This is a genomic window from Erwinia sp. 9145 (assembly GCF_000745075.1).
Taxonomy (GTDB): domain Bacteria; phylum Pseudomonadota; class Gammaproteobacteria; order Enterobacterales; family Enterobacteriaceae; genus Erwinia; species Erwinia oleae.
Genome location: NZ_JQNE01000001.1, coordinates 2116319 through 2131013 on the forward strand (window position 1 = coordinate 2116319; position 14695 = coordinate 2131013).

14 protein-coding genes are annotated in these 14695 nt (G+C 56.9%); 7 read left to right on the forward strand and 7 right to left on the reverse strand.

Going from position 1 to position 14695, the window contains the following annotated elements; all coding sequences use genetic code 11:
* Positions 1–11: 11 nt before the first annotated feature.
* From ruvB to aspS, 6 genes are all read right to left on the reverse strand, one after another.
* Complete coding sequence (gene ruvB / locus FA91_RS10285) at positions 12–1016, reverse strand: Holliday junction branch migration DNA helicase RuvB (protein ID WP_034915409.1); 1005 nt, start codon at positions 1014–1016, stop codon at positions 12–14.
* Between the two features lie 8 nt (positions 1017–1024).
* Positions 1025–1642 carry a Holliday junction branch migration protein RuvA gene (gene ruvA, locus FA91_RS10290; RefSeq protein WP_034915411.1) on the reverse strand — a complete coding sequence of 206 codons (618 nt, stop codon included), beginning with the start codon at positions 1640–1642 and terminating at the stop codon, positions 1025–1027.
* A 70-nt stretch (positions 1643–1712) separates the two neighbouring features.
* The gene (gene ruvC / locus FA91_RS10295) at positions 1713–2237 is read right to left on the reverse strand and encodes a crossover junction endodeoxyribonuclease RuvC (RefSeq protein WP_034915417.1); all 525 of its coding nucleotides are present in this window, start codon (positions 2235–2237) and stop codon (positions 1713–1715) included.
* A 43-nt stretch (positions 2238–2280) separates the two neighbouring features.
* Positions 2281–3024 (reverse strand): YebC/PmpR family DNA-binding transcriptional regulator, encoded by a 744-nt coding sequence (locus FA91_RS10300; RefSeq protein WP_034915420.1) that lies wholly within the window; start codon positions 3022–3024, stop codon positions 2281–2283.
* Positions 3025–3124: 100 nt separating this feature from the next.
* Positions 3125–3559, reverse strand: coding sequence for a dihydroneopterin triphosphate diphosphatase (nudB, locus tag FA91_RS10305; protein ID WP_034915424.1), 435 nt, complete (start codon positions 3557–3559; stop codon positions 3125–3127).
* A complete protein-coding gene (gene aspS / locus FA91_RS10310; protein WP_034915426.1) occupies positions 3560–5359 on the reverse strand; it encodes an aspartate--tRNA ligase in 1800 nt (599 codons plus the stop codon). It lies immediately after the preceding gene.
* 269 nt (positions 5360–5628) lie between these two features.
* Here aspS and FA91_RS10315 point away from each other — a divergent pair, with 269 nt between their 5' ends.
* On the forward strand, positions 5629–6192 hold the full coding sequence (locus FA91_RS10315) for a hydrolase (RefSeq protein WP_034915428.1): 564 nt from the start codon (positions 5629–5631) through the stop codon (positions 6190–6192).
* Positions 6193–6290: 98 nt separating this feature from the next.
* Here FA91_RS10315 and FA91_RS10320 read toward each other — a convergent pair whose 3' ends face one another.
* Complete coding sequence (locus FA91_RS10320) at positions 6291–7820, reverse strand: PLP-dependent aminotransferase family protein (protein WP_051937130.1); 1530 nt, start codon at positions 7818–7820, stop codon at positions 6291–6293.
* Positions 7821–7930: 110 nt separating this feature from the next.
* Between FA91_RS10320 and gabT the strand changes: the two genes are divergently transcribed.
* The 6 genes from gabT to FA91_RS10350 all read left to right on the forward strand — a co-directional run bounded on the left by gabT (position 7931) and on the right by FA91_RS10350 (position 14681).
* Positions 7931–9217, forward strand: a complete 1287-nt coding sequence (gene gabT / locus FA91_RS10325) for a 4-aminobutyrate--2-oxoglutarate transaminase (protein WP_034915429.1) — start codon at positions 7931–7933, stop codon at positions 9215–9217.
* An 82-nt stretch (positions 9218–9299) separates the two neighbouring features.
* A complete protein-coding gene (gene gabP / locus FA91_RS10330; RefSeq protein ID WP_034915431.1) occupies positions 9300–10715 on the forward strand; it encodes a GABA permease in 1416 nt (471 codons plus the stop codon).
* 523 nt (positions 10716–11238) lie between these two features.
* Complete coding sequence (locus tag FA91_RS10335) at positions 11239–12465, forward strand: MFS transporter (RefSeq protein ID WP_231566803.1); 1227 nt, start codon at positions 11239–11241, stop codon at positions 12463–12465.
* 1 nt (position 12466) lies between these two features.
* On the forward strand, positions 12467–13237 hold the full coding sequence (locus tag FA91_RS10340; protein WP_082212582.1) for a cyclase family protein: 771 nt from the start codon (positions 12467–12469) through the stop codon (positions 13235–13237).
* A 120-nt stretch (positions 13238–13357) separates the two neighbouring features.
* The gene (locus tag FA91_RS10345) at positions 13358–14182 is read left to right on the forward strand and encodes a DUF72 domain-containing protein (RefSeq protein WP_034915438.1); all 825 of its coding nucleotides are present in this window, start codon (positions 13358–13360) and stop codon (positions 14180–14182) included.
* A 103-nt stretch (positions 14183–14285) separates the two neighbouring features.
* Positions 14286–14681: an MAPEG family protein gene (locus FA91_RS10350; RefSeq protein ID WP_034915440.1), complete on the forward strand. Its 396-nt coding sequence runs from the start codon at positions 14286–14288 to the stop codon at positions 14679–14681.
* Positions 14682–14695 lie beyond the last annotated feature (14 nt).

Genomic DNA, 14695 nt, shown 5'->3' on the forward strand with positions numbered 1-14695 from the left:
ATTCTTCTTAATTACTCTTCGCGGGTAATGCCGAAGTGCTTATAGGCATGCTGCGTGGCCATACGTCCGCGCGGCGTACGCTGAATAAAGCCCTGCTGGATAAGATACGGCTCCAGCACGTCTTCAATCGTTTCCCGCTCTTCGCCAATCGCCGCCGCAAGGTTATCCAGCCCGACCGGGCCGCCGGTAAATTTGTCGATAATTGCCAGCAACAGCTTGCGATCCATGTAGTCGAAGCCTTCGGTATCCACGCTCAACATGTCCAGCGCTCTTGACGCAACGTCACCGCTCAGGCTGCCGTCGGCGCGCACGTCGGCAAAGTCGCGTACGCGACGCAGCAGACGGTTGGCGATACGCGGCGTACCGCGCGAACGGCGGGCGATTTCCAGCGCGCCTTCAACGCTCAGCGGCAGCCCCAGACACGCGGCGCTGCGGCTGACGATGTGCTGAAGATCCTCAACGCGATAGAACTCCAGTCGCTGGACGATGCCGAAACGGTCGCGCAGCGGCGACGTCAGCGAACCGGCGCGCGTGGTGGCGCCAATCAGCGTAAAGGGCGGCAGATCCAGCTTGATGGAGCGTGCCGCCGGGCCTTCGCCAATCATGATATCCAGCTGGTAATCTTCCATCGCCGGATAGAGCACCTCTTCCACTACCGGCGAAAGGCGGTGGATCTCATCAATAAACAGCACGTCGTGGGGTTCAAGGTTGGTGAGCATTGCCGCCAGATCCCCTGCTTTCTCCAGCACCGGGCCGGAGGTCGTGCGCAGGTTAACGCCCATTTCGTTAGCAACGATATTCGCCAGGGTGGTTTTCCCCAGGCCCGGCGGACCGAAAATCAGCAGATGATCGAGCGCGTCGCCGCGCATCTTCGCCGCCTGGATAAAAATCTCCATCTGTTCGCGCACCACCGGCTGGCCCACGTATTCGGCCAGAAGTTTTGGACGAATTGCGCGGTCGATGACCTCTTCTTCAGTGATGGTTCCCGGCGATACCAGGCGATCGGCTTCAATCATGCTTTACCTCAGATGGCGGCGCGCAGGGCTTCGCGGATCAACGTTTCGCAGTCCGCGTCAGCGCGGCCGACTTTGCTTATCATACGGCTGGCTTCCTGCGGTTTATAGCCTAACGACACCAGCGCGGCAACCGCTTCACTCTCTGCATCATTTGCCGCGTTATCGGGCTGCACTTCGCTGGTCAGCGCAAACGGCGCGTCGGCGGCGAAAAGATCGCCATGCATACCTTTGAAGCGGTCTTTCATCTCCACCACCAGACGCTCGGCGGTTTTCTTACCGACGCCCGGCAGCTTAACCAGGGCGGCAATCTCTTCCCGCTCTACCGCCGTGACAAACTGCTGGGCGGACATACCGGAAAGAATAGCCAGCGCCAGTTTCGGCCCGACGCCGTTCACTTTGATCAGCTCACGAAACAGCGCGCGTTCCGGCTTGCTGTTAAAACCAAACAGCAGCTGCGCATCTTCACGCACCACAAAATGGGTGAAAATAATCGCTTCGTGATTCAGTTCCGGAAGCTCATAAAAACAGGTCATTGGCATATGGATTTCATAACCCACGCCGTTGGCTTCAAGCAGCACCTGCGGCGGCTGTTTTTCCAGGATGATGCCTCTTAAACGACCAATCACATTCGCTTCCTCACATTCAATACAGTGTCGGGGTTATACCATAAAAAAAGCTGGATGAATATCCAGCCCTTCAGGTTCGCAGCCGTCCGCGCGCAAGATTGAGCTTTCCTTCCCCGATGCGCGCCACGTTTTGACTGAGGTGGCAATGGGTAATGGCAATGGCCAGCGCATCGGCGGCATCCGACTGCGGATTCGCTCCCAGCCTGAGCAGCGTCTTCACCATGTGCTGCACCTGGCTCTTCTCCGCACTGCCGATGCCGACCACGGTCTGCTTTACCTGCCGCGCCGCATACTCAAACACCGGCAGGTCGCGGTTTACCGCCGCCACAATTGCCGCGCCGCGCGCCTGGCCCAGCTTCAGCGCCGAATCGGCATTTTTCGCCATAAAGACCTGCTCGATAGCGAAAAAGTCCGGCTGAAACTGCGTGATGATTTCGCTGACGCCTGCGTAAATAAGCTTCAGGCGCGAAGGGAGATCGGTCACGCTGGTACGGATGCAGCCGCTGCCAAGATAGGTGAGCTGACGGCCCACCTGACGAATAACGCCGTAACCGGTGACGCGTGATCCCGGATCGATACCTAAAATGATCGTCATCGCGCGTCTCCGGTCAGAGGACAGTGATGCGTAAAGCGCGCCATTACAGCGTCGCCGCCACCTCGTCGGAAATATCACCGTTGTGATAAACCTCCTGCACGTCGTCGCAGTCTTCCAGCATGTCGATCAACCGCAGCAGCTTCGGCGCCGTGTCGGCGTCCATGTCCGCTTTGGTAGAGGGGATCATCGACACTTCTGCGCTATCCGCCGTCAATCCCGCCGCTTCCAGCGCATCCTTAACGTCGCCCAGCGATTCCCACGGCGTGAACACGTCGATAGCACCGTCATCATAAGTGACGACATCATCAGCGCCCGCTTCCAGCGCGGCGTCCATCACCGTATCTTCTTCCAGACCCGGCGCGAAAGAAACCACGCCTTTGCGGGTGAAGAGATAGGCTACCGAACCGTCGGTGCCCAGGTTGCCGCCGGTTTTGGTGAAGGCATGACGGACTTCAGACACGGTGCGATTACGGTTGTCGCTCAGGCATTCAACCATCACGGCGGTGCCGCCGGGGCCGTAGCCTTCATAGATGATGGTTTCCATGTTGCTGTCGTCTTCGCCGCCCACGCCGCGCGCGATGGCCCGGTTCATGGTGTCGCGGGTCATGTTGTTCGCCAGCGCCTTATCCATTGCCGCGCGCAGGCGCGGGTTAGACGCTGCGTCGCCACCGCCAAGCTTCGCCGCGGTAACCAGTTCGCGAATGATTTTCGTAAAAATCTTACCGCGTTTGGCATCCTGCGCCGCTTTGCGGTGCTTGGTATTTGCCCATTTACTATGTCCAGCCATTATTTTCCGTCTCCAGATAAACAGCGTGCGGGCCAGCAGACAGCCCGCACGTTTCGCTCATTGCAACCCTTCTGCCTGCTGTTCAAAGCGGGCCAGGGCGTTAAAGTACAAATTCTTCTATCGCCTGGCGATTGCTCCAGGATCGGGTCAATCGTGCGGCGTCAGCGGCAGCGATCCAGCGGTATGCCAGATGCTCGCTGAGCGTCACCGGCTGCTCACAAGGGAGCGCCAGACTGAACCAGTGTTCAGCATTGTGCGTCACTTCCGGCGCATAGCGATGCCGGAAGTGAGGAAAGATTTCGAATTGTATCTGACGCTGGCAGTCAACAACTGTGAGCCGCGCGGCGTTGACGTCAATTCCTGTCTCTTCCTGCACCTCACGCGCCGCCGTTTCCGCCAGCGTTTCGCCAGGCTCCTGACTGCCGGTGACCGACTGCCAGAAATGCGTGTCGTCGCGGCGCTGAAGCATCAGTACCCGCCTGGTATCAGCAGAGTAAATGACCACCAGCACCGAAACGGGATGTTTGAAGGCCAATTATGCCTTCTCTGACGAACCGTCAGCAGACGGCTGTTGATACTTCGCCATTACCTCAACGCCCAGCTCGCGCAGCGAAGAGGGATTCGCAAAGCTTGGCGCTTCGGTCATCAGACAGGCGGCCGCGGTCGTTTTCGGGAAGGCGATAACGTCGCGAATATTGTCGGTGCCGGTCAGCAACATGACCAGACGATCCAGGCCAAACGCCAGCCCCGCGTGCGGCGGCGTGCCAAATTTCAGCGCGTCGAGCAGGAAGCCGAACTTCTCACGCTGTTCCTGCTCATTAATGCCAAGAATGCCGAATACCGTTTGCTGCATCTGTCCATGATGAATACGCACCGAGCCGCCGCCCACTTCATAGCCGTTGATGACCATGTCATAGGCGTTGGCGATCGCCTGTTCAGGCTGCGCGGCGAGTTCCTGCGGCGACATCGCTTTAGGCGCGGTAAACGGATGGTGCATCGCGGTCAGTCCGCCTTCGCCATCGTCTTCAAACATCGGGAAGTCAACCACCCACAGCGGCGCCCACGCGGCGTTATTGGTGATTTTCAGGTCGCGGCCCAGCTTCAGACGCAGCGCGCCCAGTGCGTCGGAAACCACTTTGCCGCTGTCCGCGCCGAAGAAGATCATGTCGCCGTCAGCGGCCTGCGTGCGTGCAAGAATCGCTTCCACAATCTCTTCATTGAGGAATTTCGCCACCGGGCTGGTGATACCTTCAAGGCCTTTTGCACGTTCGTTGACCTTAATATAGGCCAGCCCCTTCGCGCCGTAGATTTCAATAAATTTGCCGTATTCATCAATCTGCTTACGACTGAGCTGTGCGCCGCCCGGCACGCGCAGCGCGGCAACGCGGCCTTTAGGATCGTTGGCCGGGCCGGAGAAAACTTTAAATTCGACCGTTTTCAGCAGGTCGGCCACGTCTACCAGCTCCATCGGATTCCGCAAATCCGGCTTATCGGAACCGTAGCGCCGCATCGCTTCTTCAAAGGTCATCTGCGGGAAGTCACCCAGCTCAACGCCTTTTACGTCCAGCCACAGTTCGCGCACCAGCCGCTCCATGATCGCCTGCACCTGCGGCGCGGTCATGAAAGAGGTTTCAACGTCGATCTGGGTGAATTCAGGCTGGCGATCGGCGCGCAAATCTTCATCGCGGAAGCACTTAACGATTTGATAATAGCGATCGAAGCCGGACATCATCAGCAGCTGTTTAAACAGCTGAGGCGACTGCGGCAGCGCATAGAACTTACCTTTATGCACGCGGCTCGGCACCAGATAATCCCGTGCGCCCTCCGGCGTGGCCTTGGTCAGCATTGGTGTTTCGATGTCTAAAAAGCCGTTGTCGTCCATAAAGCGACGTACGAAGCTGGTAATTTTGGCGCGGGATTTCAGGCGTTGCGCCATCTCCGGGCGACGCAGATCAAGATAGCGATACTTCAGGCGCGCTTCTTCGGTATTGACCTGATTGGCGTCGAGCGGCAGCGGCTCAGCGCGATTGATAATCGTCAGATCGGTAGCAAAAACTTCGATTTCGCCGGTCGCCATGTCGCTGTTGCGGTTCTTGTCGTCACGCGCGCGCACGGTGCCGGTTATCTGCACGCAAAACTCGTTACGCAGTTCAGAGGCCAGTTTGAAGGCATCCTGACGATCGGGATCGAAAAATACCTGCACGATACCTTCACGGTCGCGCATATCGATAAAGATCAGGCTGCCCAGGTCGCGGCGGCGATTGACCCAACCGCACAGTGTCACTTGCTGGCCTACGTGAGACAGATTGAGCTGTCCGCAATACTCAGTACGCATAACGATATCCTTTAAACTTCGCCGCTTACGCGCGGCCGGTGCCTTGCAGCGCCATGCCGTCGCGAAAAATGGCGGCCATTATAATGGAAAAAGCCCGACGCGATAAGTGCCGCCGCCGCATCCCGGCGTCGAATTAACGTCAAAAAAGTTCGCCAGGCGGGCTGTTCTCACAAACGCTAACAAATTTCACGCTTTTCGGACATTGATCTAATCGCCTTTTGTCATGGAATATCTGTAATCTCAACGATTTCGCTGTTAACGGAGAAACTATGTTGCAACTTAATGCCGCTTCAACCGCGCTGGTGCTTATCGATCTTCAGGAAGGGATTTTGCCCTTCGCTCGCGGCCCTTATCAGGCCGCCGACGTTGTTGCGCGTGCAGCAACGCTTGCGGAAAAATTCAGGTCGGTGAATGCGCCGGTGGTGCTGGTACACGTCGGCTGGTCTGCGGATTTTGGCGATGCGCTTAAACAGCCGGTGGACAGCAGCCACAGCGGCGCGCTGCCGGATAACTGGTGGGACTATCCGCCTGCGCTGGGGATGCAGCCGCAGGATATCAAAGTGACAAAACGTCAGTGGGGCGCGTTTTACGGCACCGATCTGGAGCTACAGCTGCGCCGCCGTGGTGTGGATACCATCGTGCTTGGCGGCATCTCGACTAATATTGGCGTGGAGTCTACCGCACGCAATGCCTGGGAGCTGGGTTTTAACCTGGTGATCGCAGAAGACATTTGCAGCGCGGGCAGCACTGAAGAGCATAACGGCAGCTTCACCCATATTTTCCCCCGGCTGGGACGCGTGAGGCAGTCGGCAGAGATCCTGGCTGCATTTTAATGCCATACCGACAGGTCAGTCGTGACAGAGGCGGCAGGTGACATTGAGATAAAGTCTGCCTGCCGCCCTGTCCAGCAAACCGGAGCCGCCTCTGCTGGTCAGGACGGGTCGGTATCGACGCGGGCCGGGTCGTTTGCTTTTTCCTGCGCATCAGGCTCAATGCCCGCCGCAATCAAACAGCCTTTGAGTACGCCGAACGCATCCTGACACTGCCTTTCATTTACGCAGGCGTAACCGAGCAGTAAACCGCGCGCGGTCTGCTGATGCATATAGTATTGCGACAGCGGTCGTACCTTGACGCCGCGCTTCAAAGCCTGTGCGGCAATAGCGACATCGTCACAGCCGGATGGCAGCCGCAGCACCAGATGTAACCCGGCTTCATGGTTTACCGGCGGCAAAAAAGACGGCCCCAGATAGCGCTCAATCAGTTTGCATAAAAACTGCCGCCGCTGGCCGTAAAGCAAACGCATCCGCCGGATATGGTCCATGTAGTGTCCCTGACGTATAAACTCTGCCAGCGCGCGCTGGATCAGCAGGTGCCCGCCGCGATAAAGCTCTGCGGCAGCGATGCGCAGCGGTTCGGCCAGCATCTTCGGCACCACCATGTAGCCAATTCGCAGTGCCGGGTAGAGCGTCTTGCTGAAGGTGCCCATGTAAATCACCGGCGCATCGGCTTCCAGCCCTTGCAACGAGGGATAAGGTTGACCAGAGAAGCGAAATTCACTGTCGTAATCATCTTCAATAATCCAGCTCTGGTGACGCCGCGCCAGCGATATCAGCGCTTTGCGTCTTGCAAGACTGAGGTGGACGCCCAACGGATATTGATGTGACGGTGTCACAAAAACCATTCTGGGCGGCGGCCCCGACGCCGGCACGATACCTTCGTCATCCACCGACATTGCACGGATTTTAAGGCCGTTCTTACGCAGGAGGTTACGCGTTCCCCAATAACCCGGCTCCTCCATCCAGACATCATCACCCGGATCGCAGAGCACGCAGGTGACCAGATCGACCGCCTGATGCACCCCTTCCGTGATCAGGATCTGATCGGCGTCGGCCTTAACCGAGCGTGCCACACGCAGATACTCCACCAGCGCATGGCGGAGATCCGGGCAGCCGCCGCCGCTGCTGTACACCAGCCGATGAACATCCGGATCGCGATTCAGCCGGGCCTGAATCTGACTAAAAAGTTTATGTGGAAACTCGGTAACGTCGGGCGCGCCGGGGACAAATGCGCCCCACTGCCAGGGAGACGCCGTAGCGTGCCCTAACAGCGTAGCGCCGCGTTTTGACAGCGTTGCCGGCAGCGGCGTGGCGACAGGTGGTAGCAGATCGATAGCGTGGCTTTGCAGGCAGATCTCCGGCAGCGTCTCAGCAACCCTGGTGCCGCTGCCGGTGCGCGCCGTTACATAACCCTGCGCCATCAGATTTTCATAAACATGCAGTACGGTATTCCGCGAGACCTTAAGCTCACGCGCCATGTCGCGCGTTGGCGGCAAGCGCCCGCCGCGCGGAAAAATGCCCTCTATGATTGCAGCCTGCATGCAGGTCAGCAGCCGCTGCTGCAACGAACCACTCTGCAAAAACTGTAATCGTTCTAGTAAGTGATCGGCGTAAATCAGCTGCAATTGGCACCATCCCTCTCTCTGAAATTGGCTCTGGCAACTTACCTCTTCACACGCGTAAATAAAAGCGTTTGTCGTGAATTGTAAATAAGCATATGAGCGAGGTGGATGAGATGAGCGAACAACATATTCCGATGCAGCAGCGCAAGGCACAGGCTTTGCCCCGCGGCACCGGCACGCTGTGTGACTGGTATGTGGCGCGGGCGGAAAACGCCACCCTGTGGGATAACGAGGGCAACAGCTGGATTGACTTCGCGGGCGGCATCGCGGTACTCAATACCGGGCACCGCCATCCGCGCATTGAACAGGCGGTAGCCGCTCAATTAACGAAATTTACCCATACCGCGTTCCAAATCACGCCGTACGAAAGCTACGTTGCGCTGGCGGAACGCATCAATCAGCGGGTACCCGTGGCGGGTCCGGCTAAAACCGCCTTCTTCACCACCGGCGCAGAGTCGGTAGAAAATGCTGTTAAAATCGCCCGTGCTTATACCCACCGCCATGGCGTGATCGCCTTTGGCAACTCCTTTCACGGCCGCACCCTGATGACCATGGCGATGACCGGCAAGGTCGCGCCCTATAAACGTGATTTTGGCCCGATGCCGGCCTCGGTGTTTCATGCGCGCTACCCCAGCGCGATACAGGGCATCAGTATTGATGCGGCACTGGACAGTCTCGACGCTATTTTCACTCAGGACATCGCTCCGCAGGACGTCGCCGCTATCGTGCTGGAGCCGGTGCAGGGCGAAGGCGGTTTCCACGCTGCGCCGGCTGCGTTTATGGTCAAACTGCGTGAACTGGCCGATCGCTACGGCATTCTGCTGATTGCCGACGAGGTGCAGAGCGGTTTCGCCCGCACCGGCAAGCTGTTCGCCATGGAGCACTATCCGGTGAAAGCGGATCTGATCACCATGGCCAAAAGTCTGGCGGGCGGGATGCCGCTCTCTGCCGTATCGGGGCGCGCAGAAGTGATGGACGCGCCAGCGCCGGGCGGTCTCGGCGGCACCTATGCCGGCAATCCACTGGCGATTGCTGCGGCGCATGCGGTACTGGACGTCATCGAAGAGGAACAGCTCTGCGCGCGCGCCGCAGAACTTGGCGGCAGGCTCGATGCCTGGCTTCAGGACTATCGCAAGCAGTGTCCCGCGATCGCCGATGTACGCGCGTTAGGGTCGATGGTCGCCGTTGAGTTTACTCAGGCAGCCATTGCGCAGGCGATACAGAAAAAGGCGATGGAGAACGGACTGTTGTTGCTGACCTGCGGCGCAAAAGGCAACGTCATCCGTTTTCTTTATCCGCTGACCATTCCTGACCAGCAGTTTCACCAGGCGCTGGACATTTTGACGTCGGTACTGAACGACTGCGCCGCTGACGTCGAAAAAAACGCCGTCACGGCCTGACCTTCCCCGGCTCGCTGCGGCGAGCCCATTCCCTTGCTCGCCCCGGACACAAAAGCCCGAAAACCATTCTGGAGACGTTCTGATGACGACAATACAGACTGCGAATGAAGATGCACTGGCACAAAATCTGAAGCCGCGCCATGTGCGCATGCTGTCTATAGCGGGCGTAATTGGCGCTGGCCTGTTTGTCGGCTCCGGCCACGCGATTTCCGAAGCGGGCCCGGCGGTGCTTATCGCCTATGCCGCCGCCGGCGCGCTGGTGGTGTTAATTATGCGCATGCTGGCCGAAATGGCGGTCGCCCTGCCCGATTCCGGTTCTTTCTCCACTTATGCCGATAAAGCGCTGGGCCGCTGGGCAGGATTCACTATCGGCTGGCTTTACTGGTGGTTTTGGGTGCTGGTCATTCCGCTGGAGGCGAATGCAGCCGGCACCATCCTGCACGCCTGGTTCCCGCAGGTTGCCATCTGGCAGTTCACTCTCGCCATTACGCTTGTTTTAACCCTCACCAATCTGCTGAGTGTGAAAAACTATGGCGAGTTTGAATTCTGGTTCGCGCTGATCAAGGTCGTGGCAATAGTCGCGTTTCTGTGTGCAGGCGCCCTGGCCGTCTCCGGTTTTATGCCTGGCAGCAGCACCAGCGGCCTTCAGCATCTCTACGATACGCAAGGCTTTATGCCTAACGGCATGGGTAAAGTGATGGCTGCGATTTTGACCACCATGTTTTCGTTTATGGGCACCGAGATTGTCACGATCGCCGCCGCCGAATCGAAAAACCCGGGCAGGCAGATCACCCAGGCCACCAATTCGGTTATCTGGCGTATCGCGCTGTTCTACCTGCTGTCGATTTTCTTTGTGGTGGCTCTGGTACCGTGGAATTCGCCGGCGCTGGTTGAGCATGGCTCCTACCAGACCGTGCTTCAGGCGATGAATGTTCCGCACGCCAGGCTGATCGTGGATATTGTGGTGCTGATGGCGGTGTGCAGCTGTCTTAACTCAGCGCTCTATACCTCTTCACGCATGCTCTATTCGCTGTCGCGCCGGAAGGATGCGCCTGCGGCGGCGTCCCGTACGAACCGCAGCGGTACGCCGTGGATTGCGGTGCTGCTCTCCACCGCAGCCGCTTTCGTCGCGGTTATTGCTAACTATCTGGCGCCCAGCGTGGTGTTTGAATTTCTGCTGGCGAGTTCCGGCGCCATCGCGCTGCTGGTCTACCTGGTCATTGCCGCCTCGCATCTGGTGCTGCGTAAAAAGCGTGAGAAAGCAGGCGAAAAACTGAGTTATCGCATGTGGCTGTTTCCCGGTCTGACCTGGATTACCATACTGTTTATCATTACCGTGCTGGTTTCCATGCTCTTCAACGCTGAGCATCAGGTCGAGCTGCTGGCGACCGGTGGTCTGACGTTGGCGATTATCGCGGCCAGCCTGGTGGTGCCGCGTAAAAAGAGTAAGCAACAGAAAGCTCGCTTCTCTGCCGTTCACTCCTCAGAAAACTCCTGACCTGACCAACATGCGGCGCGGCCGCATGTTGTTTTACTGAAAGGCGTCCCTGTCCGCATTTCCCGTGAACATCCCGTCTGGCATGCCCGCCCGCGTAACATTTTTTCGGTAGTCATTTCCCGTCCCACCTAATTAAACGCGTCTGGTCACATTCATCAGACAAAGTGTGACCTGCAATGGGCTTTTTTCCTCTTTTCTCCGTTCGTTTGTGATCGGGATCCAGAAACGGCAGAAGCCGACTTGTATGGTAGTAATCCCGGGAACTAAGTTAACAACATGTTTGTTTTTTGTTCTAAATCTGAATTTCATCGGCATGACAGAAAAATAAAAAAAACGTGCGGCCTGTTCGATCCTGGCAGGACAAGGCGGCAGATAACCACAACTTTTAAAGGCACCGGATATGACCCTTCCTTCATCAGAACTGTCGCAAAAACCGGCCAACGCGCCTCATTCCGGCCGGAATGCCGTTCATCGACGCGGCCTGTTTCGCTTTTTACCGCGGGCGCATCCTCTTTCCTGGTGGATGCTCGTGATTACGACCCTCGCGATCCTCATGAACTCCATCGACAGGATTATTCTGCCCACGTTACTTCCTGCGATCATGACGTCGTTCAATCTGACCGAAGTGCAGGCTGGATGGCTCAATTCATTGAGTTTTGTCGGCACCTTAACCGGTGCAGTGATTTTTGGCTTATTTTCCGACTGGGTAGGAACCGGACATAAACGCTGTTATAGCTGGTGCGTGGCCGTGTTGGTGGAGATCGTCTCAGGCGTGGCGACAGCATTTTGCAAATCGCTGGGCGCGTTTCAGGCTCTCAGAGTCGCAATGGGCATGGGAACAGGCGGATCGGAACCGATAAATGTCGCACTGCTGGGTGAGTGGTGGCAGAAAGAGAACCGCGGTTTTGCCATTGGCGTACACCATACCGGCTTTCCCATGGGACAGTTTATTGGCCCTGTTCTGATCGCCGCAATTCTGGCATTTGCGACCTGGCGCGAGGCGTTCCTGTTTATTCCACTTATTGGTTTAGTGATACTGATAGCGCAGCTCATCATCGGTACGCGCAAAAATCATCAGAAGGTCAATAACTGGATTGTTGAAAACGGACTGACGCCGCCCGTTACCGAGTCCCTGCAACATACGGTTGAACACGCGTCCCTGTGGACTAATGCCGCTTCCTGTCTGAAAAACCGTAACTGTCAGATGGCAATTCTGTTAATTTTTGGCTTTACCTGGGCTGAGATGGGGATCGCTAACTTCCTGACGTTGCAGCTGACACGCGATGTCGGGCTTGATCTGTCAACCGCAGCGATAATTTCCGGCGCATCCGGGATGACCGGCTGGATTGGTCAGATTCTGTGGGGGAGTTTCTCCGATGTTAAAGGGCGTAAGCGTTCACTGGTCATCATTCTGGCGGGCTGGGTGTTAGCCGCTGCGCTGTGCATAGCGATCCATTCTGCTGTATCAGGCTGGGCGATCCTGATCTTTTGGGGGCTGTTTCGTAACTCACCCTACCCTGTCGCATATGCCTTGCTCATTGACTCTTCTCCGCGTGCAGCCGCGTCAAGTATGGGCCTGATGATAGGCCTGGCTGTCGGTATCGCCGGTATTCTGGTGGCGCCGGTCAGCGGCTGGATTATTCACACTTTTGGCTTCACCGTACATTACCTGGTGATTGTCGCCGTACTGCTCATTTCCTGTCTCCCTTTGTGGTTTATTAAAGAAACTGTCACCTTCAAAAAGGCCTGATATGACCCCTGATCTGATCCGCTTATTCCGTCAATGTACCCTTATTGAACTCAATCATGCGTATGAAGAACTTATGCCGGTCTGGACCGGGCATGGGAAGTTTTTCTGTAGCCATGCGGAGGATTACAGCGCAGGCGATGGTAACTATAACTGTCAGTTGAGCCTTGGCGACCACTGCGGCACCCATGTGGATGCGCCAGCGCACTTTATTGAGGGCGGTAAAACGGTCGAACAAATTGATGCGCGCCAGTTAATCGGCCGGGGCCGCTGCCTGGACATGTCCTGCCTGGCGGAGGACAGTGATATTACCGTTCAGATGATTCAGGCATGGGAGGCGGACAAAGGAGAGATCGTTGCCGGTGATATTGTGATTTTTCGGACGGGATATGACAAAAGATGGCGTTGTCGTCCTCATCACGCCGGCTTTCTGCAAAACTGGCCAGGACTCTCGGGAGAAGGCGCAAATTACCTGATTGGAAAAGGGGTAACGGTATTAGGAACGGATGCTATGTCGCTGGACAGATACAGCAATGACGCACATCCCGCGCATTTTGCTGTATTAGGTTCTGACTGCCTGATCGTTGAGAATCTCGCCAATCTGGAACATCTCCCTTCTGAGTTCGTCTTTATGGCGCTGCCACTCAGAATCAAAGGGGCGTCCGCCTCGCCAATAAGGGCGGTGGCGCTGCTGGCATCACCGCTTCAGGCGGAGCAGAACGGCCAGGGCGCGTTTAGTGATGAGGTCAGCCCGCGGCCTGCGGAAACCGCATAATATGCTTGCTGATGCAGCCGTGTTTAACGCGTTACGAAAGAGATCCACCCTTTCTTTCATTGCGCTGATACCGTTTGACCGCTACATTTTCCGGATCATTTCAGCTCAGGACGGATAACCGTGAAGCCTTTTTACCTTGGACTGCCGCAGTGGCAACATCCGCAATGGAAAAAACGGGGAATAGTGACGCTGGCTGATTACGCGCAGTACTTTAACTGCGTGGAAGGCAACACCACGCTTTACGCCCTGCCAAAACAGGAGATTGTTCAACGCTGGCGCGATATGACCGATGACAACTTCCGTTTCTGTTTTAAGTTTCCCGCGACCATCAGTCATCAGGCCATGCTGCGCAATTGTGACGCGCTGACCGCTGAATTCTTTGCCCTGCTTGCACCGCTGGCAGAGCGCATCGGCCAATACTGGCTTCAGCTGCCGCCCGTATTTGGTCCCGACCACCTCCCCGCGCTGTGGGCATTTCTGGATGGTTTGCCAGAGGCCTTCAGTTACGGTGTGGAGGTGCGTCATCCTGAGTTTTTTGCCAAAGGCGACGCCGAGCGTGCGTTAAATCAGGGTCTGCATCAGCGCGGCATCAATCGGGTGATCCTCGACACGCGCGGCGTTCATTCGGCCGTGCCCGCCACGCCTGCGGTGATTGAAGCACAGCGTAAAAAGCCGCATCTGCCGGTGCACGCGGTGATGACCGCCGACCAGCCAATAATCCGTTTTATCGGCGGTGACGATTTCGCAGCTAACCTCGCGTGGTTTCAGGCATGGCTGCAAAAGCTGCCGCAGTGGACAACAGCGGGCCAGCCGTGGCTGTTTATTCATACGCCTGACGTCGCGTTCGCGCCAGACCTGGTACAGTATCTCTGGCCTTCCCTTCAGCAGATTTTACCTGAGCTGGGCGACGCGCCGCGCTGGCCGCAGCAGGATCGCCTCTTTTAACCACAATTGTTAACGATTATCGTTAATTGCCCGATGCGGCACTGACAGGCTCCCCGTTCATCGCTATGATGGCCCTTAAAATTTCAGAAAGGATAAAAGTGGGATGGTCAGCGCCCTCTATGTTGTCGTTGGAGCTCTTTTCCTGATTAAACTGTCGTTGGACGTGGTGCGTTTGCGACGTCAATATCGTGTTGCCTATGGCGACGGCGGTTTTTTTGAATTGCAGACGGCGATCCGCACACATGGCAACGCGGCGGAATACATTCCGCTTGCCCTGCTGCTGCTGGTTATTATGGAGATGAACGGCGCAGACATCTGGATGCTGCACCTGTGCGGTCTGCTGCTGTTTCTGGGCCGTGCGCTACACGCTTATGGCCTGCGCAGCAGCACGCTGCTCTGGCGTAAAAACGGCATGATGCTGACGCTGCTCTCTCTGCTGATCATGGTCATCCTCAATCTGGTCTACCTTCCCTGGGATCTGGTGCTGACGCTGCACTGATTCTTCATGCCCGC

What these genes read in the sequence shown, in the direction of transcription:
- ruvB (WP_034915409.1), bottom strand. Translation starts at nt 1,016, where the DNA reads ATGATTGAAGCCGATCGCCTGGTATCGCCGGGAACCATCACTGAAGAA.
- ruvC (WP_034915417.1), bottom strand. Translation starts at nt 2,237, where the DNA reads ATGACGATCATTTTAGGTATCGATCCGGGATCACGCGTCACCGGTTAC.
- FA91_RS10300 (WP_034915420.1), bottom strand. Translation starts at nt 3,024, where the DNA reads ATGGCTGGACATAGTAAATGGGCAAATACCAAGCACCGCAAAGCGGCG.
- aspS (WP_034915426.1), bottom strand. Translation starts at nt 5,359, where the DNA reads ATGCGTACTGAGTATTGCGGACAGCTCAATCTGTCTCACGTAGGCCAG.
- FA91_RS10315 (WP_034915428.1), top strand. Translation starts at nt 5,629, where the DNA reads ATGTTGCAACTTAATGCCGCTTCAACCGCGCTGGTGCTTATCGATCTT.
- gabT (WP_034915429.1), top strand. Translation starts at nt 7,931, where the DNA reads ATGAGCGAACAACATATTCCGATGCAGCAGCGCAAGGCACAGGCTTTG.
- gabP (WP_034915431.1), top strand. Translation starts at nt 9,300, where the DNA reads ATGACGACAATACAGACTGCGAATGAAGATGCACTGGCACAAAATCTG.
- FA91_RS10335 (WP_231566803.1), top strand. Translation starts at nt 11,239, where the DNA reads ATGCTCGTGATTACGACCCTCGCGATCCTCATGAACTCCATCGACAGG.
- FA91_RS10340 (WP_082212582.1), top strand. Translation starts at nt 12,467, where the DNA reads ATGACCCCTGATCTGATCCGCTTATTCCGTCAATGTACCCTTATTGAA.
- FA91_RS10350 (WP_034915440.1), top strand. Translation starts at nt 14,286, where the DNA reads ATGGTCAGCGCCCTCTATGTTGTCGTTGGAGCTCTTTTCCTGATTAAA.